This is a genomic window from Bradyrhizobium sp. UNPF46, from assembly GCF_006658625.1.
Lineage (GTDB): Bacteria > Pseudomonadota > Alphaproteobacteria > Rhizobiales > Xanthobacteraceae > Bradyrhizobium > Bradyrhizobium nitroreducens.
Map to the genome: position 1 here is coordinate 13,551 of NZ_LFJB01000087.1, position 22,470 is coordinate 36,020.

Annotated in this window: 19 protein-coding genes; 9 read left to right on the forward strand and 10 right to left on the reverse strand. The window is 54.7% G+C overall.

Going from position 1 to position 22,470, the window contains the following annotated elements; genetic code table 11:
- Positions 1-48: 48 nt before the first annotated feature.
- On the reverse strand, positions 49-387 hold the full coding sequence (locus tag UNPF46_RS31705; protein WP_142252668.1) for a DUF3768 domain-containing protein: 339 nt from the start codon (positions 385-387) through the stop codon (positions 49-51).
- Positions 388-665: 278 nt separating this feature from the next.
- Here UNPF46_RS31705 and UNPF46_RS31710 point away from each other — a divergent pair, with 278 nt between their 5' ends.
- Both UNPF46_RS31710 and UNPF46_RS31715 read left to right on the forward strand, forming a co-directional pair.
- Positions 666-2,300, forward strand: a complete 1,635-nt coding sequence (locus UNPF46_RS31710; RefSeq protein WP_142252669.1) for a ShlB/FhaC/HecB family hemolysin secretion/activation protein — start codon at positions 666-668, stop codon at positions 2,298-2,300.
- A 10-nt stretch (positions 2,301-2,310) separates the two neighbouring features.
- Positions 2,311-4,509, forward strand: a complete 2,199-nt coding sequence (locus UNPF46_RS31715) for a two-partner secretion domain-containing protein (RefSeq protein ID WP_181770202.1) — start codon at positions 2,311-2,313, stop codon at positions 4,507-4,509.
- A gap of 16 nt (positions 4,510-4,525) precedes the next feature.
- Here UNPF46_RS31715 and UNPF46_RS38780 read toward each other — a convergent pair whose 3' ends face one another.
- Together UNPF46_RS38780 and UNPF46_RS31725 are read right to left on the reverse strand one after the other, a co-directional pair.
- Positions 4,526-4,972 carry a DUF805 domain-containing protein gene (locus UNPF46_RS38780; RefSeq protein WP_142252671.1) on the reverse strand — a complete coding sequence of 149 codons (447 nt, stop codon included), beginning with the start codon at positions 4,970-4,972 and terminating at the stop codon, positions 4,526-4,528.
- A gap of 123 nt (positions 4,973-5,095) precedes the next feature.
- On the reverse strand, positions 5,096-5,878 hold the full coding sequence (locus UNPF46_RS31725; protein ID WP_142252672.1) for a CHC2 zinc finger domain-containing protein: 783 nt from the start codon (positions 5,876-5,878) through the stop codon (positions 5,096-5,098).
- A 93-nt stretch (positions 5,879-5,971) separates the two neighbouring features.
- Between UNPF46_RS31725 and UNPF46_RS31730 the strand changes: the two genes are divergently transcribed.
- The 7 genes from UNPF46_RS31730 to UNPF46_RS31760 all read left to right on the forward strand — a co-directional run bounded on the left by UNPF46_RS31730 (position 5,972) and on the right by UNPF46_RS31760 (position 13,315).
- Entirely contained in the window at positions 5,972-6,157 is a 186-nt protein-coding gene (locus UNPF46_RS31730) for a hypothetical protein (protein ID WP_142252673.1), read from the forward strand.
- Positions 6,158-6,324: 167 nt separating this feature from the next.
- Positions 6,325-8,031 carry a hypothetical protein gene (locus UNPF46_RS31735; RefSeq protein WP_142252674.1) on the forward strand — a complete coding sequence of 569 codons (1,707 nt, stop codon included), beginning with the start codon at positions 6,325-6,327 and terminating at the stop codon, positions 8,029-8,031.
- On the forward strand, positions 8,015-8,767 hold the full coding sequence (locus UNPF46_RS31740) for a CDP-alcohol phosphatidyltransferase family protein (RefSeq protein WP_142252675.1): 753 nt from the start codon (positions 8,015-8,017) through the stop codon (positions 8,765-8,767). The genes UNPF46_RS31735 and UNPF46_RS31740 overlap by 17 nt, the downstream gene beginning before the upstream one ends.
- 430 nt (positions 8,768-9,197) lie before the next feature.
- Complete coding sequence (locus tag UNPF46_RS31745; RefSeq protein WP_142252676.1) at positions 9,198-9,407, forward strand: hypothetical protein; 210 nt, start codon at positions 9,198-9,200, stop codon at positions 9,405-9,407.
- Positions 9,408-9,984: 577 nt separating this feature from the next.
- Positions 9,985-11,304 (forward strand): PAN domain-containing protein, encoded by a 1,320-nt coding sequence (locus tag UNPF46_RS31750; RefSeq protein WP_142252677.1) that lies wholly within the window; start codon positions 9,985-9,987, stop codon positions 11,302-11,304.
- Positions 11,301-12,377, forward strand: a complete 1,077-nt coding sequence (locus tag UNPF46_RS31755; RefSeq protein ID WP_142252678.1) for a glycoside hydrolase family 25 protein — start codon at positions 11,301-11,303, stop codon at positions 12,375-12,377. Before UNPF46_RS31750 ends, UNPF46_RS31755 begins: the two co-directional genes overlap by 4 nt.
- Before the next feature lie 5 nt (positions 12,378-12,382).
- The gene (locus tag UNPF46_RS31760) at positions 12,383-13,315 is read left to right on the forward strand and encodes a hypothetical protein (protein WP_142252679.1); all 933 of its coding nucleotides are present in this window, start codon (positions 12,383-12,385) and stop codon (positions 13,313-13,315) included.
- Between the two features lie 396 nt (positions 13,316-13,711).
- Here the strand turns inward: UNPF46_RS31760 and UNPF46_RS31770 are convergent, their stop codons facing one another.
- From UNPF46_RS31770 to UNPF46_RS31800, 7 genes are all read right to left on the reverse strand, one after another.
- Positions 13,712-14,566 (reverse strand): replication-relaxation family protein, encoded by an 855-nt coding sequence (locus UNPF46_RS31770; protein ID WP_142252681.1) that lies wholly within the window; start codon positions 14,564-14,566, stop codon positions 13,712-13,714.
- Positions 14,567-14,623: 57 nt separating this feature from the next.
- Positions 14,624-16,498 (reverse strand): type IV secretory system conjugative DNA transfer family protein, encoded by a 1,875-nt coding sequence (locus UNPF46_RS31775; RefSeq protein ID WP_142252682.1) that lies wholly within the window; start codon positions 16,496-16,498, stop codon positions 14,624-14,626.
- A 567-nt stretch (positions 16,499-17,065) separates the two neighbouring features.
- Positions 17,066-18,112 (reverse strand): type IV secretory system conjugative DNA transfer family protein, encoded by a 1,047-nt coding sequence (locus tag UNPF46_RS31780; protein ID WP_142252683.1) that lies wholly within the window; start codon positions 18,110-18,112, stop codon positions 17,066-17,068.
- Between the two features lie 1,165 nt (positions 18,113-19,277).
- Positions 19,278-19,628 (reverse strand): type II toxin-antitoxin system RelE/ParE family toxin, encoded by a 351-nt coding sequence (locus tag UNPF46_RS38785; RefSeq protein ID WP_502705510.1) that lies wholly within the window; start codon positions 19,626-19,628, stop codon positions 19,278-19,280.
- Complete coding sequence (locus tag UNPF46_RS31790) at positions 19,588-19,782, reverse strand: hypothetical protein (RefSeq protein ID WP_246668780.1); 195 nt, start codon at positions 19,780-19,782, stop codon at positions 19,588-19,590. Before UNPF46_RS31790 ends, UNPF46_RS38785 begins: the two co-directional genes overlap by 41 nt.
- A 161-nt stretch (positions 19,783-19,943) precedes the next feature.
- Complete coding sequence (locus UNPF46_RS31795) at positions 19,944-20,414, reverse strand: hypothetical protein (protein WP_142252685.1); 471 nt, start codon at positions 20,412-20,414, stop codon at positions 19,944-19,946.
- A 553-nt stretch (positions 20,415-20,967) separates the two neighbouring features.
- A complete protein-coding gene (locus tag UNPF46_RS31800; protein ID WP_142252686.1) occupies positions 20,968-22,455 on the reverse strand; it encodes a replication initiator protein A in 1,488 nt (495 codons plus the stop codon).
- Between the last annotated feature and the right edge of the window lie 15 nt (positions 22,456-22,470).

The following is a 22,470-nucleotide window of genomic DNA, read 5'->3' on the forward strand; positions in this document are numbered from 1 at the left end:
TCTTCAAATAGTGTGCACCCTGTAAAGATTTTGTAAAGGGTACGGCTCTCAATACTCGTCGACCAACATAAGTAGTCCGACGCGGACGGTCCTAGAAGGATCGGAGGGATCTTCCGAGCCGCCGTCCATCTCGTTGTTGTAGTAATCGCACTTCCAAAAGAAGGTGCGATTGCAAAGTTCAAAGCTGAAAAAGTCGTGCTCGTGGTGCGGGTCGTTGCCGGCATCCCACTTGTTGAACTCCGATACCTTCAACCAAGCGGCCGACTTCACCATGTCTGGCAGAGCCGCGACGCTAGCAGACATCATCATCCTACCGCCCGCAAACGTCTTGCGGAAGGCATCATTGAGATGGCGGACGCGTCTCACCCTATCTTGCGTACTACTCATAATTCTTCTCCTTGCGAGCAGCACCCGAGCCGTCGGATGCTGTGCAGCAGGGAGAAGAGATGCTGCACTAGACTAGGACGCGGAACCTCCGCACTAATTTTAACATGCAGCGAAACGGGCCGCACGCGGGTGTCAACGGTCGTTATTCTGATTGCGCTTGGTTGTGATATGCGCTTACATGCTCGCTATAATTGAAATGCATTTTTTATCGGCCTTATTTTGGGGGCGGTTAGGTGCGTTGGGGTGGGGTTCGTAGCCACATCGCCGCAATCTCGGCGATGTTGCTTTTCGCATCATCGGCTATCGCGCAAGTGATCCCGCAGAGCGAACAGCTCGGCCGGGACCGCGAACGATTTATTCAACCCGCCGGACCACAAGCGCAGCCGGGGACAGGTGCCATTTCCTTGCCAAGCACGGTGGCCCCGGCAGGTGCCGCGAGCGCAACGATCATCGTGCGCGATGTCCGTATTATTGGGTCGACGATCTACACGGCCAACGATTTCTCGCCTCTCTACCAGGCGCTGCTCGGCAACGAGGTTACGGTTCAAGCCGTTTATGATCTGGCCCGCGCCATTACCGCGAAGTACGGCAATGACGGTTACGTGTTGTCGCGGGCGGTGGTGCCGCCGCAGCAGTTGAACCCGAAAGGCGCGACCGTCCATATCGAGATCGTCGAAGGGTATGTCGATAGGGTTGAATGGCCCAGGAGCCTGGCGCGCTATCGGGACTTCTTTTCCAGCTATGCCGCGAAGATCGTTGCAGATCGCCCAGTCAATATTCGTACTATCGAACGGTACATATTGTTGGCTGGGGATCTGCCAGGCCTTAAGTTCGCGACCAGCCTGAAGGCATCTGAGACCAACACCGCAGCTTCAACTCTTGTCGTCGAAGTGACTGAGAAGAAGATCGACGTCCTGGCCAGGGTCGACAATCGTGGCACGCCGGCTCGCGGGCCCATTCAATATTTGGCCGCGACGACGCTGAACAATTTTCTTGGGCAGCACGAGGCACTGACTGTAACTTGGGCGAGTGTCGAGCCAATGCGTGAGCTGCAATATTACTCGCTCTACTATCGGCAGGTTCTTACCAGTGAGGGGCTAACGTTGTTTGCAGACGCAAGCAACACCGGTGGCCGACCGGGCACTGCAGCGCTTGAGTTGCTGGATTACCGCACCAAGGGCAACTACTTCGACGCTGGATTATCATATCCGGTCATTCGCTCGCGGGAACGCAACTTAACTATTTCTGGGCTAATGTTCTCTAGCGAGAATCATAGCGATATTCTCGGCCTGCCATTCAATGAAGACCGCTTGCGCGGACTGCGCATTAAGATCGACACCGATTTCGCTGACTCGTTTCGCGGCGTCAACCAATTCAACCTAGCCGTCAGTCAAGGCGTCCTTGGGCTCGGCAGCACTGACAATGGCAGTCTGTTGGCTTCACGTGCGTCGGGGCGGGTCGATTTCAGCAAAGTCGAATTCAGCGCCAATCGAACCCAACCGCTTTTCAATCCGGTGTCAGTCTTCGTTGCAGCGTACGCGCAATATGCGTTCCAGCCGTTGCTGTCGCCCGAACAGTGCGGCTACGGCGGGCGGTTCTTCGGCCGCGCTTTTGATCCCTCGCAATTGCTCGGCGACAGTTGCTTCGAGGCACTTGGCGAAGTGAGATACGACATTCCAACCGTGGTACCACAGGGCGGGCTCGTGCAGCTGTATAGCTATGCCGACTGGGGAAGGCTGTGGACATATTTACCGTCGGCTGGAACGCCGGCCCAAGTTGAAGCTGCATCACTTGGTGGGGGCATTCGCATCAACTACCGTGACTACATCAACCTCGACTTGCAGGGCGCCAAGGGCGTTGAAGGGCCGCGCAATGGCTGGCGCGCCTTCTTTGCCGTGACGGCGAGGTACTAGGGGCGCGATGATGTTTCGCTTTCTCAACATATTGTTGGCCACAACCGCTCTGATGCCGCTCGGGATCATGACTGCCGCGGCCAATCCAGTCGGATCGCAGGTTATCGGCGGTACCGCCTACGTCCAAGGACAGGGAACGTCCACAGTCACAGTCACCCAATCAACCGACAAGGCGATCATAAATTGGCAGACGTTCAATATCGGTAGCGGCGAAACCACGCAGTTCGTACAGCCGAATGCTTCATCGGTCACACTCAATCGGGTCACTGGTACTCTTGGCGCTTCGGTCCTCAACGGAACGCTGACTGCGAATGGCCGCATATTTCTGGTCAATCCCGACGGGATCTTGTTCGGTGCCGGCTCTAAGATCAATACGGGAAGCTTTCTTGGTACCACTATTGATATCCGCAACGCCGACTTCATGGCGGGCCGCTATCAGTTCAACATTCCCGGCCGTCCGGACGCCTCGATCGTCAACCTGGGTACGATCACGGCACGGAATGGCGGCTTTGCTGCATTGGTGGCGCCGGGGGTTCGCAACACCGGTACGATCACCGCTAATCTCGGGACCGTTGGCCTAGCGGCGGGCAACAATTTTAGCCTCGATTTCTACGGCGACCGCTTGATCACGCTGGGCCTCAACGACTCCATCGCGGCCAAAGTGATCGACATGGCGACCGGTCGGCCGCTCAATGCGCTCGTGCAGAACGACGGCAAGCTCAAGGCGAAAGGCGGGAGGATCGAACTGACGGCCGCCGCCGCTCGCCAAGTGGTCGACTCGGTCATCAACAATACCGGCGTGATCGAAGCCAATTCGATTGGCAGCAGGAATGGGATGATTGTGCTCAGTGCGGCAACTGCTTCGACGAAACCCGCGGGCGCGCCCATGCAAACGATAAGGCTCTCAGGAAAGCTATCGGTTGCGGGCAAACAGAACGGGACCAAAGGCGGCGCCATCATCGTGAGCGGCGAAAATATCAAAGTCGCGGCTGCATCTATCGATGCCTCGGGACAAGCGGGCGGAGGCAAGGTGTTGATCGGCGGCGACGTTGGAGGTGGCCGAGGCAATGCGGCAATAACTAACCGCAATGCTACGTTGGAGGGCTTCAATGTGGCGGCGGCTTCCACGGTAAGTGTCGATGCCGCATCGGTCATAGACGCATCCGCGAAATCAACGGGCAATGGTGGGAAGGTTGTGGTCTGGTCGGATCAGGCAACGACGTTCTACGGTGTAGTTCATGCAACGGGTGGTTCACAGTTCGGCAATGGAGGGCTTGTAGAGACGTCAGGCCATCAACTGGCGTTCGCAGGTGCACGAGTGGACACGTCTGCGCGGCACGGGAGGAGTGGACTTTGGTTACTCGACCCCGACGATTTGACTATCGACACAAGCGCCGCTGCGACGATATCGAACAATCTCAGCGGCACAGATGTCTTGGTTCATACGACCTCAACCGTGGCGGGCGGCCCGGGTGTCATCAATCCTGCAGGTACTGGCAACATCTACATAAACTCAAATATCTCTTGGAATAGCGCCCACACATTGACGTTCGACGCCTACAACGAAATCTTTCTCGATGCCGCAATCAATGGACCCAACGGTGGATTGAGCATACTAGCTGAAAACCAGTTCAATAGCTTCCACTACACCAGTCGGGCGGACATCAATACACTCTTCGGCGAGATACGTCAGATGGGTAGCATAATCACCTGGCATACGATAACGCCATCCGCTCCAGATCCGACCCACGGGCTTGCAACCACGTTTGCTCAACTGGCGAATCAGACGGCAAAGCTGGCGATTTCATTAGATGCGACAGTTGCAGGATCTACAGTCGCGACCTTGCCGGTGACAAGGACTATACTTCAAACTGCAAACGCTTATGCCGTTAAAGCAGTTGAGTCCGATCCGGATGTCCTTGGGGCAGTCGGGGCGACTGGCGCTGAACTGATCTCGGTAAGCATTTCAGCTAAGTTCGCCGAAAAGGTAGATGATATCTACTCCATAGTCTCGCTTCTCGGGTCGACTAGCCTGACGGAAGATTCACTCAAGACGGCGCTTGAGAAAGCGCTGGATATTGCGACAACTCCAATCACCGTACCGGGTGAAGTCAATGCTGCGCTTATAGTAGGGTATGCGACGAGAACCTACGTGAAGGCTTTTGTTGATTCTCTTTATAACTCTCTAATTGGCCACCCGCTTTTTTGAGTCGCCCGAAAAGTGACTACTTCGGCCTCTCTCCATATTTGTTCGAGTTCGAGTCGGAGGGAGCGCCGAGCAGCCAGAAGTAGAAGATGAAGTTGATGTAGGGAATAAGCGAGAGAAGTGCGAGCCAGCCACTATAGCTAAGATCATGACACCTGCGGACAAATAGCGATGCATAAGAAGTGGCAGAAAATCCTATGGAACATATGATCGAGAGTCTAAAGAGCGTGAGATCAAACGGATCAGGAAATGATAGTGAGCGAGTTCTCTCCAAGAAAAACGATATAGTCGGCAGGCTGGCAAACGCGATGCTGACAAGCATGGTGAGTAGCGATGCGACGAAAAAGTCTCTTCGACCGATGCGGCCTCTGAAGGAAAATGAGAAGTAGCGTCCATATTTCATATCTGCAATTGTACCATCTGAAAAAAGCTCCACCGTATTCGCGCACAACTCTGCACGCTGCATGTCGGAAACGGCCGTAGCGTTCACCTAGACGAGCCGCCTTGTTCTCCTCATTGGCAGCACCCGAGAGGTCGCGGGTGCTGGGCAGTAGGGAGAAGAAAGGCCCGCGCGCGGCGGGCCCTATGCTCAGAAGAGTTCTAACGAATCGCAATGCTTGGTCTCCATGAGAGCGGCCAACATTTCGACTTGGAGGCCGGTGATCTCGGAGACGAAGCAAACGCAGTTGGTGGCGCCGGCTTCGTACGCCCGCAGCACATCGAGTACATCCCGAACCAGGTAGAGCGTCCCGGCGTCGACCCGGTGGCCCCCGAAGATGATCTCGTGCGAGTTGACCCCGTTCGGGATCGTGAGGACCGGCTGCTCGGTGCCAAGCGCGCGGCCGGCGAAGCCGACGATATTCCCGGCCGGGTCGTGCAGCGCAATAGCCAAGCGGCCCCGATTGGTCCCGGTGCTCGCAAAGCCAGCTTTCCAGTCCCGGAAGGTCTCGGCCGAGATCCCAAGCTCCGAGAGTGCCTGGTGGGCTGGCTCAAGCTTGGCCGCATAGGTTTCAGGATCGAAGCCCGGCTTCTTCTGCTGGGCAGGGGGAACGGTGGCAGGAACAGTACTGGTACTGTTCCGGCGGCCGGCCGCGGGAACAGTACTGTTCCCGCCCAGGAGGGCTGCCGCTTCAGGAAGGTTGCAGCCCTTGATGTGAGCTACCAGGGCGATCTGGTCGCCTCCTGCGCCCTTGGCGAAGCAATAGAAGCCTCGGCCGGGGGTAATGACCAAAGCCCGCTCGCCGCCTGACTTGCAGGCAGGGCAGGGGCCACGGTGTTGATTGCCGTGCGCCTTGAGAGTGAGGCCAAGCATGTGCATGGCATCCTCCAAGGAGACACGGGTTTTGAGCTCCGCGAAATCCACGAAGGGCATCTGAAGTCTCCTGCGATGTGGGGATAGCTGGGAGGTACGTCCAATTCGGATTGTACCATTAGGGCCAGAGGCAACCCGCAAGAGGAGTGAACTGTGGCGAACCGAAAACCGGACTACAAAGTCTTCGTATCGCGGAACATCGCGAAAGAGGGCGAAGAGCCTAACAACTTTTATCACGACGTTGGAGCGGCCTGGATGGTCGACAAGGACGGCATCTCGATCAGCCTGCACGCACTGCCGATCGACGGCCGCTTGGTCCTGTTTCCGAATAAGGACTGAGTTTGTTGGCGCGCCCTGCAGCGAGCGCCTTCTTGTCATTGAGGGTTACGCAGTTGCGAAGATCAGTATCGGTCAGGGCTACGCCGTTGACTCGCCATAAGGTTGTGGCCAAAATGCATCAATTTCAACCAATCGCGGCCCCGCCATTTTCAAAAGCGAATAGCTCGATGCACGACCATCATCCAACGACCGAGGATCGTCGACTCAACGAAGCGGTCACAGTGTATTGTCAATATTGGATGCGCGAGCCGGCCCCACCAAAAACGTTTGCCTTCCTAAAGCGCATTTTCGAGAAGGTCGGCTGGCGCTGGGTGCCTAATGAGACGAGCGCGTACGTCACCAACGGAAACGTCGATTCCGAACGTTATCATTTCGAGAACATGTTCTCGTTCGCGACTGAGGAGGAGCTTGCGGCTCTTTCTGACAATCACAACGTTACAGACGCGCAAGAGCGAGAGACGCGATCGCGCATTTACCGCTCAATTCACAAGAGCGATGTCTTTGATCATCTCATGCCGGCGGAATCGCGAGCTTACTGGAGAATATCTGAAAGAATTCCAAAGCTGATCGCTTGCTCGGCACTCACCGCAGTAATGTATCTCGGCGTGTTGGCTGCTCCGTCGCTTCTATACCAAGATCTGCTTCCCGCGCAGGCACTCAGCCAAACCTATCAGGGGCCTCACGACTCGCAGATTCGAGACAAAGAATTCGTCAGGAAATTGCGTGAGATTGTTATTGCGCCAGCCGCTTCCAGTTTGCCGTCATTTCGACTGAGTAGCATAGAGGAGTTCAAATCGACCTATGGTGCCGCTCGGGATTTGGTCTGGTCGAAGCGGCTCGAACTCGGCAAGCTGTCGAGCAAGTTGACGTGGACTTTGTCTAGTGATCAGCAGAAGGTCGACGCGGCGACATTCGCAGTTTTCAAGGAAATACTGATCAATAGCCCGGATAAGCTGGCTGACTTCTTGAGCAAGACCCTGCTCGTCGTTACGCCGTGGAACAATCTTGCGGAAGTCGCAACTCAAGTCATTATGGTTCTGTGTGCCTTCGCTCTACTCACGTTATATTTTTCGAGGAAACGGGAGCTGCTGACTGTCGTCACGGACTGTAAAGTTGCTGATCGGCCTTTTGCGACTGTCAACTGTGTAAATATCTTGGGATCGGCCTATCGGGGTCGTAAGCGACTGCACTACCTCTTTGCTGCGATCGCCGCGGTCGTCGCAACTTGCGTGCACTTTTACTACATTGGAGGCAGCTTTACGAAAATTTCGCAACCCATCGCCTCGTTAGTGGGCCTACGTCCCTACGACTACCGACTCGCCGCGGATCTCACGCCGATATTTATTGTGCAATGGCTGTTACAGTTTCTTCTTGTGTACATGTTTGTCCTGGTTTCTTGGGATGTCGCTGTGTTGGGAAACTGCATTAGAAGGCTGCAGCGTCATTTAACTAGAATTGGCATGTTCGATCATGCGCCCGAAGCGCGTTCTGCCGAACTTGCGCGAACGCAAACGTTGGTGAGGGCATTTCTTGTTATCATCTTTATGGTTCTACTAAGTGTTGCAGGGTATTTTAAGCTTGTATCAGCTGAAAATGCTGGGCTGATTTCAAGCTGGGCTAGCCTAGATGATGCGCCAAGAGTTCTGTACCTCTTCGTGCCGGTGTTAGCGGTTACTGGATTCCTGTCCTTTGCTGCCGCGCCCATGTACGATAGCGCGAAGAGCATAAGGGAGGAGTTGCAGAAGCGAAGAAGAGTACGGAAGCTCTGGACAAAGGAGGATGATGATTATCTCGGAGCTGCAATAACAAAATTCTCTCAGTGGGTCTCTTTAGCGAAAACGATCAAGGAGCTCGTCCATGGCGCTGCTACCTAGGCTTGGTCGAAACGTGTTGGCATGGCCCCGGCAAAGCAGATGCTTCGATGGAAAATTAGGTTACAATTCTGAGGTGGATGCGAACGGACCATTACGATGGAATATTCTAGAAAGCATTGCCTTCAGGCTGAGTGACGGAGATCCGACCCTACAAGGCAGGCGCGATCGTCTGCTCGGAGTTCCGGCACACGCTTTGATACGGCTCGGTTTTTCGGCAGACTCAATCTCAGTCTTGGGCCTCTTCCTCGCAATCTGCTCGTCCTTCTTGATGGATTCTCCGGCAATCGCCGCGTTGTTGCTTACTTTGAGCCTGCTCTGCGATGGTCTTGATGGCGTGGTCGCCAGATTGAGTGAGACCGCAACCGCCCGCGGCGAAATATTAGACATCTTCTGCGATACGGCGGGTGTTCTGTTTGTAATGGCTGGCCTAACGGTGGTTGGTTCACTAGAGTTCACTCAGCTTTTGTTTTACAGCGTGGTCTTAGTCGCATATACGATCACATCGTCGGTCAAGAGCAGGATGCTAATCGGAAAGTACCGATCGATAGGCTCTCGTGTGCTAGTGACTGCCTACGTCGTGCTTTGTCTCGCGATCGACCAATTCGAGCCAGGATTTCTTCGGCAAAAGGTGACGTTGGGAGTTGTCGTTGTTACTATTGTACTCATAGCCAATCTTGCGATGGACGGTCTTTTCTTGACCTCGCGGCTCGTGATTGCGCGGTCTAGAATGCGGTAGGTAGACAAATCGAAGCCATACTTGAAGGTTTCTTGATCAGGCGTGCTTTTAGCCTCCTGGCAGAGTGTCCTCCCAAAGCGATGTAAACGTCCAGCGTACGCAATGAAAGCTTCGTTCAAGGCAACAACTTTCCCTGATGGCGGGCCGGGCAGGGGCAACGGTACCGACTGCCGTGAGGCGTCAGAGTGAGGCCAAGCATCTGCACAGCGATCGACATACGGGTTTTCAACTCCGCGAAATCCACGAAGGGCATGGGACCATCCTTTGAGTAAGTGGCGAGCTTCTGCCACTATTCTACCACCTGCTATACTGGGAGCGGATGCAGGTCGTGTGTGGAAAACCGGAGGTTGTGCCGGCAAGCGCTAAGGGGTGCTGGAGTTGCTCGAGATCCGGTTTCCCGCACATGATCAACCGCGGGAAGGAGAGTGAGATGCCAAGAGCAAACCAACCTGCAGCGAAATTTCGCCTCGGCTACGTGACCGCTACTGTCTGGAAGAACGACGATTTCTTCAACACCGTGCTGTCGAAGGCTTACAAAGACGGCGATGAGTGGAAGGACACCGACCAACTCGGTGCGGGCGATCTTCTGAACGCCGCCAAGGTGCTGCAACGTGCCGAAGAATTCATTTCGCAGCAGTAACAAAAAGGCCCGCAGCGATGCGGGCCTTTTCCTTATATCCCGGGAACTCCAAGCACGTATCATGCGGGACACACATGACGACAGTTGCGGTTCTGTCGGATCCTCGGCGGCTGGTGTAAGCTCTGCACCATCCAAAAGGAACCGGGATGACGAGGCAGGAGAAGCGGGCGCTGATCGAGCGCTTGCACGATAGCTGGATCACGGCCGATACCCGGTCGATCCGCGAGGTGTATGCCGAAAGCTTCGTCGCCCACATGCCGAAGGGTTGGGGGCCGGCCCCATCCCGGGACGGACACGACGGCATCCGACGGGCAATCCTAAAGAGCGGTGTGAAGCCGATGTTCAGGCGCGGCAAATCGGGTCACGATCGGCATCGCGCAAGACGTGTTTTCAACAAGATCGTTCCACAGGGGTTGCATTCAGACAATGTTCGTGAAAGGCTACGGACCTTATGGGTTAATAGCATTAGTTAGCGGCCTCCGCTTCGGTCGCGTGCCGAAGGATGAGCAAACTTCATCCCGATATACTTCATTGATCTTGACGATTGCATTCCGGCGTGCGGCCAGATGCAAGAAAAATGGAGCGTTTGTTGACATTGCATTTCAGCGTGACGACATTGCTCGCTGTCTCGTTCTGTTGCTTTTCAATGCCTGCGTACGCCGACGTGCCTACGTCGAGTTGCCAGAAAGCTATTGAAGTGCCGAGCCAGCCTAAACCGGGCGCAGTTCTTTCTCCGAAGGAGCGGGAAATCAGAACGGTTTATAGCCTCCTGAGCCCGCACATGCCCGCGTTTCGTCCTCTCAGAATAGCCGTTGTGGATGATGACGACAGCACTCCGGGTTCGACGGTCTGCGCGGGAACCGGACAACCGGCAATCGCGGTGCACCAGCTGTTCATCGATTTGGTACGCGAGGCGCAGGTTGGAAGCGACGACTACTGGAAGTGGATGTTTTTCATCAGCCACGAGCTTGCCCATGTCACCTTGGGGCACGCCACGCGAGAGCTGGAGTTGAGCTGCGAAACGCCGTCAGGTCGAATCTTGCGCGCGGACGCCGAGAGAGCCGCCGATTACTGGGCTGGATTTCTGCTGGGAACGCTCGGCGCCCAAGGAAGCGATGCCACAGCCGCCCTAAGAGCCATCGTAGCAACGCCATACCTAAACAATCTGAAAGCAAGTGGTGGCTGCTATCCACCCATGGAAGAACGCCTTCAAACGGTCATCAATGGTTGGGAGCAGGCCGGAAAACGGCCGCAGCCTCCGAAGACTATTTTGGACGGGTTTATCCTGGCGGACAACCGTGATTTCGACGGATACAACTTTTATAGCGAGGACGCCAATACCCTGGATGCGTGCGCCGACGCGTGCGTGCGCCGCGCCGATGGTCGTGTCCAATGCAAGGGCTTCAGTTACGACAAGCTACATCGCAAATGCTTTCTCAAAGGTCATTTGGTAACTGTCGCCGGAAAGGTTGCGCAGACGCCTTTCTCGTCTGCGGATGTGTTGTTGTTTTTCGATCCGTATTCGATTGTGGGAATCGCCAGAGAAAAAGGAAAAGCGGCGCTGCCGGCGATGATTCCGCTGGCGCCCAAGCAAGTGGAAGAGTGCGACAGGTTCTGCACTGAAGATAGAAAAAGCGGCAACGCCCTCTTTGGTGATAAGAAATCCGCGGCAGCGAGCACGGTGAATGCGTGCCGCAACAGTTGCCGATCTGATCTGACGTGTCTCGCAGCACAATGGAAGCCGGAAACCCACGAGTGCAGCCTGTACTCTAAAGTTACAGGCTGGCACCACGACGCGGATGATAGTGCGGTGATCTTAACCAGAAAATATCAACCCGACCCGTTATGCAAAGGCGGATCGAACTATTCATGCAAATATACATGGGAGGCTAAATGAACCGGCGAACAGCGTATCAGGCTCCGCTATTGGCGATCATCGCCTGTGCCATGATTTCCGAGCAATCAATTGCCCGTGCCGATGTCTTTCAGGCAGAGGAGCCTCCGGCGGCTCATGCCGAGCGCGCCGAGCGCGCGCTCACCGGCGGTATTGGTGCTGTAGAGGATTTTGTGGAGGTCTTCACTCTCGATAGCGCGGCCAAGGATGAGACAAAAGGCATCTATGGGTTGAACCTATCGCACTACGATCCGCAATGTTTCAACGAAACGACGCGCAAGGAGGATTGTTCTTGTACCGGCCTCGATTACAAGAAGCTCTCGGAAAACGTCAAGTTCGTCTGGCTGAAAGCATCTGACGGAAGCAGCAGTACGTTCAAGAAGAGTTACAAGGATCCGAAATTCGAAGCGCACTGGAAGGCGTTGCGCGCCGCGCGCCCCGACCTTCACATCGGTGCATATCATTTCCTTCGTCCCGAAGTCAGCGCGGATGGCAGCGCGAACCGCCCCGCTGAGGAAAGCGGGAACGCGCAGGCTGACAACTTTCTTGAGCAGTACACTTTAATCAGTTCCGCCGATAAGCCGCGCATGCCAATTGTCGTCGATTTCGAGGACAGCCATGTCGTTTGCAAGAGTGGCAGTAAGTGCGAGGATGATTGGGACCTCCGAGACGCCGACAGCTCCCTAAAGATCCTGATAACGTGGCTCGAAAAGGTCGAGACGGCCACGGGGGTGCGGCCGATGATCTACACCCGGAAAGGCTGGATGGAGGAGCACCAGCCAACTGCTACCGCGGTCATCAGCGCCAAATACAAGTATTGGCTATCGCTTTACCCCAAAAAGCAACAGAGCTGGAACACCATCTTTCAAGCAAAACCATTCCGAATGCCTGCATTGCCGAAGGGTGCAAGCTATGGCGCTACGGGCGGCCAGTACAACGACAAGCACATCTGGCAGTTCTCCGAAAGTGGTGCTGTCGGCCCAGCCGCCGCCAGTTGCGGGGCCGGAAGGTTGTATGTCGATATGAGCTGGTTCCCGGGCGACCAATCCAGCTTCGACAAGCAGTTCGGAAAGTGAAAGCCATGCCTGACTCCAGGATACGGTTGGCGACGCCTCAGGTCGCCTGCCGAACCGCGTTCGTCGGTATGACTCTGCTTGCTTCGCTCTGTCCGCAGGCGCGCGCACAATCCGAGGCCGAAATACTATCAAACTTGCGCGGGAGGGCGACGGCCAGCTTTGTGGCGACTGACGGAAAAGAGAAACGCTACGTCGGGCAGCACTGCGAAGACGTGAAACCCGATTCAACTTACTGGAACGATGTACTGGCTGACTATCATGGTCTGCGCGTGCAGGATTGCAGGCCGGAAAAGTCTTACACGAGCTCCGTTGGAAGGACAAAGGTTTCGGTGAATGCGCGGGCACTCGTCTTGCTCCCGAGCGCTGAGATGGTTGCCGCGACTGTGTTCCAGGCCTGCAGACGTAGCGTGCCGGACACACGGTTGCAGGAATGCGCCGATACGACATTGACGCACATTCTTGAGAGCAACGGCGCGCAGTTCGTCGTGTCCGGACTTATTACCGAGCCAAAAAGTGAAGGCTATGGCGCTGAAGAACGCTGGGACCCGATTTGTAGGAAGACGAAAGATGAAGACGTCCTATTCAGCTTTCGTGACGGCGTAACGGTCCGCCTCGTTGGACGGGATAGGACTTCTTGGCGGGCCAGCCTAAAAGATGGCTGCAAGGCGCTCGCGCAGCCAACCGAGATCGAACTGGAAGAATACCTTCGTGCTAACGTCGCCTCGGTAAAGAATTACGGGCGGATCACCGACATGCATCGCGACGCTTATGCTTCATGCACCAACGCCTCAGACCTCAAAGCTCCGAATGGCGATGGCGCATGGCGCGCGCTCGTCAAGGCCAATTTTATCCAGGCGTGGAAGACCGGTGAAGACAAAATCTTGAATGAGTGGGTTCGCGCAAAGTTTCTCCCGACAGAATCCTGTTCGTTGAAATGAACACGTCTGCCCGCTGAGCAGTTTCCGATAGCGGTCGGGGCCGTGCATGAAATGCGCTGGCGATGGTTATAGTTAAGTCCTGGGACGCCGCCCAATGAAACGTTGCCCGCGTGATGGCGAACTGGAACGGATCGCTCATACTTGTTCCCCGCTTCGTACACGAGGTCGATGAGGACCAAAACAAAAAAGGCCCCAATCTCTTGGGGTCTTTCTCTCATAGGGTAGTCGGCGGGATCTTGTTCGGACAGTTCCGAGCGGTGTGGCCTTCCTTGTCGCAGTTGCTGCATTTTACCGGTGATCGCTTCTTCTTCTCTCCGGTAAAGAGGGCAGTCAGCTCCGCGTCAATTTCCTCGCGTTGGGCGATCAACTCCTTAGCTCGTTCTATGTCAATTTCCATTAAGCCTCCTTCGAGATGATGAAGTCAGGGTGCCCCACTCGCTGAAACGGCTCATCGAGCAGGTGTATCAAGGGCTGCGGGTAGCTGTCCCGCGAACCCAAGATTTCAATGCCCTTGAAGAGCAGGGCGGAAGAAGACATGCGAAGTTCCTCCAACATGAAGGTCTGGATATTCTTCGCGTGTGTGGGACTGGTTGTGATGTTGATTACCACAATGTTCGGGATCAGGTCTTTGTAGCTCCCAGATTTCAGCACCGCGCGGTACTGTAGGATCTTCCGCAGATAGCTCGATGCCGTGAGCGTCGGCCGGGATATGGGCTCGTGCTGTCGGTCAGCCTCCAGGACGAAGTAGGTGTTATTGATGGCGAACAGCTCGTCAGGCTGGAGCGCACCCTCGTAGTGCTCCACGTGCTTTACAAATTGACGCGAGATAGAAGATTGAAATTGAAGGGGCTTGGCGCCGATGATTTCGGTTCGGTGCCGGAAGCGAAGGCCGCGCTGCTTGCACGCTATCTCAAATGACATGACAACGTCGGCGATCATCAGTTGGTGCCAGAACTGCCGCGACTCGCGCCAATTCGTCGGCGTGGTGCCGTGTGCTAGCAGTTCGATCTTGCCTTTTGAGGCCAGCTCGTAGACGCGCGGGGAATAACGGTAGTTGGCCGAGTTCTTTTGCTGCTCAGGTGCGGCGATGTAACCGCGGCGCCGCAGGAGGCCAAGATCACGCTTGCGATGCTGCGTTGAGCCGCCATGATAGGCAGCAATAAAGTTGCTCCGCAGATAACGGTAGCGATCGAGCGCTTTAAAGGTGTCGAGGTTGTACGCTTCCATAGTGTGGAAGATACGGCAGAACATTCAGACGCATAAGGCCGCCATGTTCGCACGTTCGCTATGTGCTAACTTTAGCACGCGTTAAAAATCTTCCACATCTTCTTGGGCGGGGTGTGGAATGTTGACCTGGACCCAGAAGTTGCCCTTCCTGCCATCGGGACGGCGGATGTGAGACATTCCTTTAAAGCAGAACCGGGTGCCGTCCTTGGTTTGATGGTCGATACTTATTGTCTGTGTTTGGCCGTTGGGACACTTGACGGTATGGACGTAACCCGCCTTGGCCTTAGTCGGACTTACCGTGATCGTTTCTTCGAGATCGAAGCGCTCGTCATACTTGCTATCGTCAATGGGCGCGTCACTGCTGGGGTGGCTTTGGGCTCGTTCACCATCCGCCTGTTGGCGCTCCTCGTTCACGCGGCTAGGCCTCTTTGGTAGATCCTCGAGCTGGCCGTATTTCAGGCGAAAGCTGTCAGCCTGATGCTTGCCCTTAATGAAATATCCAAAATCGGCATAGGCGGGGTGGCCTTCCTTGCGGTACTGGGGACGCCATGCGCGTACCTGGTCCAGCTCCACGCGAAAGCGATTGCTTATCTCGCGCACGTCGTTGTCGTTGACGTTCGTGGCAATGAGGGTGCCCACGCCCATCAGGGCATCTCTAAGAGAAGGGTCGGCAAATTGGCTCAATCGTTGATGGGCGAAAATGCAGCTAAAGTTACGCTTGCGTGCTTGGTCGGTAAATGGCGTGATGACTGCGCCGTCTAAGTACTCCTGCACTTCATCGATCATCAGGATGACTTGAGGGCTTCGCACACTGCGATGAGCGATGTTCTTGTCGAGAAGTTTGAGGAAAAAACGGCCGAAGAATGAAGAGGCGTAGCGGCCAAGCTTCTCGTAGTTGGTATTGACTAAGATAGTCCGTCCATTTTCGATGGCATCGTAGAGGTTGATGGTGTCGTGCTGTTTCTTAAACAGAGGACGCAGGGGAGTGTAGGGGCCGCAGATATTGTTAAGGCGCTGCAGTATCTCGCCGTGGGTCGATTGGAAACCCGCATACTGGTTGAAGTACCAATTGCGCATTTCCTCTTGCATGGTGTCAGCCGCCTTGTGGGCGCTAGGTGGCAATTCCATGCCTTTCTTTCGGCCGATCAAATATTCTTCGAAGTCTTCGATGGACGCTGTCCGGCCGAATGCTTTGGGATAGCCAAGTAGCATTAGAGCAATACCGTACGTAAAGGCGGTCTGCTGTCTGCCAGTCAGCGGTTGTTGGCCGGCTTCGAACAGATATTTGAATGTATCGATGATGGTGTAGGTTGTGCTGGCGTCGAACAGGCCGGGATTAAACAGGTCTAAGCTAATGGGATTGACGACCGGGTCGATCATTATCGCGTTGGGGAATCGCGCCTTGATGATGTGTAACATCTGCCCCTGGCTGTCGAGTACGATAAAGCCAGGCTTTTGTGTTTGCTCCATCTGCTTGGCGTAGATGGTTTGAAGTAGCTGCGTTTTGCCGCCGCCGCTTTCCGCTAGTACGTAAACGTGCTGCGACCACATGTAATCCGGGATAATTTCGAGCGAAAAGTCTTTGGGCTTATCGAGCAAGTCGCCTTCGGTATCCTCAACCGGCGACATGTTGGCTTCAAGGTATGCGTTAAATTGCTTGAGGCCTTCAAATATCTTTTTATGGAAATCCTGTGCTTCAATTACGCTATCGCAGTGCCAGCTCGTGCGGCGGCGGTAGAGGTCGCGGAAGTAGATATTGTTGTCTTCTTCGACTTTCTCTTTTTTGCCCTTATCGTTTTCGACGATCTGGTAAGTCGGCTCTTGCTCAACTATCGTCACCGCTTCCATGTTGTTGTCACGGATGAGTCGACGCTCGGTATCGGTGAATTCTAAATGCACAAACACGTTTGTGCCGGTGCGAAAGATAGATTTGCGATGCTCTATCTTGTGCTTCATTCGAAACTAACGGTTATGCGGGTAAAGGTGCTGGCTCTAAATGTTGTCGCGGAAAAGGTGGAAACTACATTGCCTTGCGACACGAAGTGAGCCTCGTGCGTGAAATCGTCACTGTAGGAGGCGTCGCCCTGTCTTACGGAGATGGTGGTTCGCCGAAGACCTGACAGAGTGATTATCTCACCCGGCTGGAGGTACCATTGGCCCTTCCAAGTCGAGAGATGAGCGCAGGCACCATAGGCTCTAACAAAAATATGATCACGGGGACAATTGTTAAAGCTGCCCGGCACCGTGGCAACGCAACCACCGACGCGTGTTTCGTAGACGGAAGAAGATGGACACTGCGGCTGAGTATTCGGCTCCAACGCTGTGAGGGGGACTGGCGGTTCTGCCATTATCCTCTTAATGCGATCAATCTCACTTTGGGGAATTACGTACTGACGCGTTGGAGGACCGGCAAATGCATACAGCAAGCCGCACACTAGAAAGCTTGTAATAACGAGGTAAAGGCCGGGTGGTTGCCGTGCCCAATGCCACACATCGGCCAGCCAGACGCTCCAGTCGGGGTTCTTACGAGCCATTGGTTTTCAAATGCGTTAAAATATCGAGCTCAACCTTTGAGCGAGTCCGAGTATGGCAGGCAACCGTACGCCTTTTCAAGGCCTTTAAGCGATTTAATGAGGGGGGCCGCTCAGGATTAAAGAGGCCTTGTGCCGTACGTACCTCGCTAGAGTCGAGGTCCACGATCATTCGTGGGTTTAGTAAGCCGACGTAGAAGGATAGCTCGTCGGCATCTTTCTTGTGGGTTTTGAAGACAAACTTCTGCTCTATGCTGAGCACGTCACCACGAAGCTTCTGCGGTAACTCGTCCAAAAAATTGACGGCGACGGTAAAGCGGTTCTGTGGAAGCGGCAGAGGGGCAGAGAAGAACCCGTAGTCGTTGATGAGGACATGCCCGGTACTGTGGGTGATGAGAAGGCCGCCTAAGAGGCGGGCAGTAATATCTCCCAATTTGGCCCGGTCTAGATTCGCGATAATGACCTTGGTCTTATTTGAAAATGTGGTGTGCGCTTGGCCGACGATGTTGCGTATCATCGGAGACATGAGCAGCGTGCCAAGCTTGTTTTGTAAGGGAGCGAGCGCGGCCAGCCGCTGCCTTTGATCCCAGTTGTTAATGACCTCCCAGTTAGCTTTGACCACGGGATCTTTGCACTGGCGGAGGAGCTGTTCACTGAAAGACGGATCGGTGAGGAGTTTGATGGCGCCGAGTAATGTTTCGTTGCTGTCCAAAAGCAGCCGCAGGCAGTTTGCAAGAATATAGTTTGATTGCGCTCCCCAACCGTTGGGCCACATCGCTTCGAAGTAAGCGCACAGCTGCTCAGTTACGCGATGCCGGTCATCCGGCGGTACGTTTTCCAACACATTGAGGCCGACCGGCCGCGCCATATCGGCTGGGTCAAAGTACAAGGCGCGCTGCGTGAAGGCAGGGGGCAGTTGGTTGGCGGCCGCCCTGGCGAAATCGCCGATCGGGTCAATCACGGTGACCGACGTTTCGTGTTGCAAGATCTGCAGAAGCAGATTTGTTTTGTCGGCTGCGCCGATCAGCAAACGGTTCATGGTGTGAAGTCGCAACGCCAGCCCAAAGCGTTGCCGGATGGTGTAGGCGCGGCTCGGAGTCGGGCGCTGCGACGTTACAGCACGAAAGAACCGGTCCACTGTCATTGTAACGTGAAGCGTTGGAAACTGTCCGCCACTTTGTCCGTCTGGGCGCTTTGCGCCTCGACTAAATCCGTTTCTCCCGAGCGTGAGCGAGTGGCTTGGCTCTTTCTTCGAACATAAAAAGACACGGTAGTTGTCTTTTAGCGGAGCGCGCGCTAGCGCGCGTAGCGTTATGAGAGAAGAAGAGCAGAAAGGGATTTAGTCGAGGCGGTAGCCGAAGCGGACAAGTGGCGGAAATGTATGTCCCGTAAGGGAAATTTGGCCGATAGCCTCTGACAAGCAGTAGGTTGTTGGTTTGTCACTCTGCTTGTCGGCGTAGTTGTGGAAAAACTGAGACAGTAACTGATAGGAAAGGGGCGCGGTTTGGACGCCGCGCCCCTGCTCCTATTCAGAGCTTCGGCTGTCTCGTAGCAGCTCGGGCTTCCAGCCAGACAAAGATCTCACTAAGCCACCAGACGCGCGGTGAATTGGGGTGCTCCCCGAGTTTGAAGCTCAATGGAAACTCGCCCTTTTCCTCCAGCCTCATCAAGTGAACTTTGCAATACCTTACGCCCAAAGCGCGAAGGCCCCGGTGGTCTACGATTTCCTTGCCAGTCATGTTCGTCTCCAAAGTTGGAGCCGTCATGACGGCGGGGGTTACCGGCCGAGAGGGAAGTGTAGCCGGTCTACCGGAAGTAGCAATATGAACATGGTGTACTCATGCACTGCACAATAAGGCGCGAGACGCTAAAGTCCCAACTCTAGCTTCCATGTGGCAAGGGTTGCGAAGTCACCATTCGCGTAGGCTTCACGGGCCTCGTCGATTGAGATGCGCTCGGATGTTGTGGGGGTCTCATCAACATATGCCAGAAGAAACGTAGCCGCCTCCTCCTGGAGGCCCTTAGGTAGCCGTTCCAGCTTAGCGATGGCGCGCTGTAGGCGTTTGCTCATATGAAAAGTATACCATGACGCCTGTTTGATTGGGCGTCAGGGATCGAAGCCGAAGGCGGAGACATATCGCGGCTCCGTTCACGAGAGCCCGGCCCGCAGGGGACGCTCGATAACGCAGGGACAAAGTCGTTCACTAGAGCCCCATTCGTTCAGGAGTATTATCGGCTGAAAAGGGCTCGCGCCGCTCGTGAACAATACGAGCGATCTCCACTTCCTCGTTCGTAACGCGATAGAGGATGGTGTAGGGGTGCGCGTAGGTGGCACGGAGATTGGGAAGTATCTCGAAACGCGGTGTCCCCATGAGAGGGTTGGTCTTTAGCCGTTCAACTGTAGTTTCAATCTCAAAAAGCACCTTTTCTCCAACTTCGTCCGACGCGACGCGCGCGAAATAGCCGTAGATTTCGATGAGGTCTCGCCGCGAGGAAGGAGACCAGAGTAGCCGCTTAGCGGGGGCCATACTCCTGGCGAGCTTGTTTGATAACATCCTCCATATGGAGTTCTCCTCCAAGGCCGGCGTCGAGTTCTCGGATGCCAATTTCGGCCTCGGCCCGAAGGCGAGCCAATGTTTCGACACTCTCAAGAACATCACGGCCAATTTTCTCCTGGGCTGCTTCGGGCAGCGCGGAGGCCTTGCTCATAGCTAGTTCCAAAGTCTTCGTAGTCATGCTGTTGAGTATATCATGGCTTGCATTTCTTTCCATGAAGTGGTGCGCGCAGGACCCGTGGATAAAACAAAACCGGCGCATACATGGGGCATGCGCCGGGAAAGGAAGGACCAAAGTTTCCGGGGGTCGAGTGCTCAAGCAGCCGAGGACAGCTTGCGAACGGCGAGGAAACGGCAGAAGCCATCCCAGCTGTCGTTCCACAAACCGAGGTCGAGGCTGCGCTCGGCATCGTACCGGTAGAGGCACGGCACGCTGTGATCGCCGCGGACCTTCACGACCGAACCAAGGCCTACGATGGGGTACTGACGCTGCTCTTCAGTGTTCTTGGCGCCGTAGGCAAGGAGGCCTTCAATCTTCGCCGGTGCCCAGGGATTCTGCCGGTCATCCGCTTTGATGGCCGCAACCGCGTCCTCCGAGGAGATACGCCGGTCGAAGTGGAAGATTTTGGCTTGGTACTGCACGACGCCTTCGCCTTGAACGGGAAATCTCTTCGCTGTGATATAGCCGGCTGATGAGTAGTACGCGCCAGCGTCGATCATGTCGTCGACGGACATGCCGTAGTCGATGGTGATAACACGGTCTTCGGTGATGATATCGGTGTTCATGGGACTGCTCCTGTTGCTCGGGTGATGGCTGATCGGTTTGATCGGCCACCCCGTCGAACGCAGGAGCGCGTCTGCCATAATTGAATCACAGATTTGGAATCTGTCAAATACTGCGCTATCAGCGGGCAGGGAAATGGCTTCAACAGAGCCATATAAGCGTCGGACAATATCTGATTTGCGACGCTATAAGCATTTTGTGGCTCAACAGAGCCATATTTTGGTTTGGGCGGGGTGAACTTTGCGCCGAACTTTCGTGAGTTTCAGATCAAACCCGACTTTGAATAGGTGGACTATTGACAGCTTTGCGAATGTGTTGTGTCGCGCTGGTTTTTCCATTCAAAAGAATGAGCGAAACACCTGTGTGTAAGAATCTATAGGAATATATAGGGGAAAGTTGCTAGGGCCGAAAAACCCTTACGCTACTTGATGAAATGCACATTTTGACCTGAGATATTCCGGTCAAACCCCCCATTCTCTCCGGTCAAACCCCCCGGTCTCTGCGTTCAAACCCCCCACTATTCCGGTCAAACCCCTCACCTCTCGCGTTATGATTCTAGCAAGCGGCGCGTTCTTTCCACTCGTCAAATGAGAGAACGTTGCCCGGGTAACGATCAATGGTCAGACGGGTCCGCTCAAGCTCATATAGTGTGTTTGAAAGAAAGCCTGTGCCTCCAACGGGCGGACGTGCTTTGGTGCGGGCTAGATCCTCGATCGCGGCCCTCTCATGAGCTGGGCGGCTCTCAAGTAGCTTTCCCGCGGCCGTCCGCAGGTATGCGGCATAATCAGATTTAAGTTGTTCTTCTGCCTCTTGAGCCAGTTTAGCCAACGCCTTGGCTTTCTCGCTCGCCCGACGATCAGAGGCTTGGAAGTAACTATTGAGGTACTGCTTGACGCCACCGAGAGTTTGCAGGTCGAAGCGGGTCCTGCGGGCCTCCGATAATGCAAAGTCGAGGAAATCCCCGATCTGGTCCAGGGGAACAGATCGAAGCAATTCTTTCGCCGTCTCTACATCCCTGGATGAGACATACGGAATGCCCTCACGCTTTTGACCCGTTCGCTTTTCAACGAACAGATACGCGACTTGGTGAGGCTCCCCCATCGCCTGGTTCTCATCATGAAAATTGAATTGGAAATCGCCCTGGCGGCGACGCACATAGAATGTTTGGTAGTCCGATGCGAACCTAGTTCCCGGCCGGAATTCTACTACAAAGCCTTCGCGGGTTTCCGCTGGGCTAATATCGTAAGACCGCAAAAAGCCAACTTCCACAAGGTGGTCGAGATGTCCGCTAAGTTGGTCGCGGATGTCAGATCGATATTTGAGGACGGTCAGACCACCCAACCATTCAAGGCAAATGTCATCATAGCGTTTCTTGAATGACACGCGGTTCAAATGCTTGCCATCGAAAGGGATGGAGAAATGATAGAAGAGCCGCATATAGAATGCGCTTGCGACTGAACTAAGCTGCTGCATCAGCACGTGGTTCAGGCAGGTAAAATGGTGGTCATTTAAGGATTGAATAATTGGATCGGCGACAATCACTGTGCAAGCCGCAATCGGGTCCGTCGCGGAATTGCGCCGTTCAATCATCACTTCATTAAAAATACTGAAGTCGTGCTCGACGAATCGATCATCTTTCTTAAATTTCGCTAGAATGTGTGCGTACTGGATCTGTCGCAGTGCTCGAATTAATTCTTCGCTATCGCGGCCTCCCCATGTTTTGCGTCCAGTCAATCTCATTAGTTCACGTTGTGAGAATGATATTTGCTTCTGAGCTGGAGATCCAAACCGCGACTGTTTCCGTATAACGGCCATCGCGACTTTGTGTGCGAATGGACCCGGTTGGGCGTACTCTGGATCGAGTCGCACGGTGATGTGCTTTTCGGTGACACCTCGATTGATTTCGATTGTGCCGGTTCGGCCGCGAGCGCGTTTTGGATCGTGGCAGAACAAGACACCGAACACACGAAGCAAAGTATTTTCGAGGTATACTGCTTCGGTCTCAATCGTTTTTAGGTTGTCGTCGCTTTGTGTTGTCTCCATACGTGCTATTGAATT

Bases quoted from the DNA above. Each gene is read 5' to 3' on its own strand.
- UNPF46_RS31735 (WP_142252674.1), top strand. From the start codon at position 6,325: ATGCACGACCATCATCCAACGACCGAGGATCGTCGACTCAACGAAGCG.
- UNPF46_RS31790 (WP_246668780.1), bottom strand. From the start codon at position 19,782: ATGAGCAAGGCCTCCGCGCTGCCCGAAGCAGCCCAGGAGAAAATTGGC.
- UNPF46_RS31780 (WP_142252683.1), bottom strand. From the start codon at position 18,112: ATGAACCGTTTGCTGATCGGCGCAGCCGACAAAACAAATCTGCTTCTG.
- UNPF46_RS31770 (WP_142252681.1), bottom strand. From the start codon at position 14,566: ATGTTCTGCCGTATCTTCCACACTATGGAAGCGTACAACCTCGACACC.
- UNPF46_RS38785 (WP_502705510.1), bottom strand. From the start codon at position 19,628: ATGTTATCAAACAAGCTCGCCAGGAGTATGGCCCCCGCTAAGCGGCTA.
- UNPF46_RS31755 (WP_142252678.1), top strand. From the start codon at position 11,301: ATGAACCGGCGAACAGCGTATCAGGCTCCGCTATTGGCGATCATCGCC.
- UNPF46_RS31710 (WP_142252669.1), top strand. From the start codon at position 666: ATGTTGCTTTTCGCATCATCGGCTATCGCGCAAGTGATCCCGCAGAGC.
- UNPF46_RS31775 (WP_142252682.1), bottom strand. From the start codon at position 16,498: ATGAAGCACAAGATAGAGCATCGCAAATCTATCTTTCGCACCGGCACA.
- UNPF46_RS31740 (WP_142252675.1), top strand. From the start codon at position 8,015: ATGGCGCTGCTACCTAGGCTTGGTCGAAACGTGTTGGCATGGCCCCGG.
- UNPF46_RS31795 (WP_142252685.1), bottom strand. From the start codon at position 20,414: ATGAACACCGATATCATCACCGAAGACCGTGTTATCACCATCGACTAC.
- UNPF46_RS38780 (WP_142252671.1), bottom strand. From the start codon at position 4,972: ATGCAGCGTGCAGAGTTGTGCGCGAATACGGTGGAGCTTTTTTCAGAT.
- UNPF46_RS31725 (WP_142252672.1), bottom strand. From the start codon at position 5,878: ATGCCCTTCGTGGATTTCGCGGAGCTCAAAACCCGTGTCTCCTTGGAG.
- UNPF46_RS31705 (WP_142252668.1), bottom strand. From the start codon at position 387: ATGAGTAGTACGCAAGATAGGGTGAGACGCGTCCGCCATCTCAATGAT.
- UNPF46_RS31800 (WP_142252686.1), bottom strand. From the start codon at position 22,455: ATGGAGACAACACAAAGCGACGACAACCTAAAAACGATTGAGACCGAA.
- UNPF46_RS31750 (WP_142252677.1), top strand. From the start codon at position 9,985: ATGGAGCGTTTGTTGACATTGCATTTCAGCGTGACGACATTGCTCGCT.
- UNPF46_RS31760 (WP_142252679.1), top strand. From the start codon at position 12,383: ATGCCTGACTCCAGGATACGGTTGGCGACGCCTCAGGTCGCCTGCCGA.
- UNPF46_RS31715 (WP_181770202.1), top strand. From the start codon at position 2,311: ATGTTTCGCTTTCTCAACATATTGTTGGCCACAACCGCTCTGATGCCG.
- UNPF46_RS31745 (WP_142252676.1), top strand. From the start codon at position 9,198: ATGCCAAGAGCAAACCAACCTGCAGCGAAATTTCGCCTCGGCTACGTG.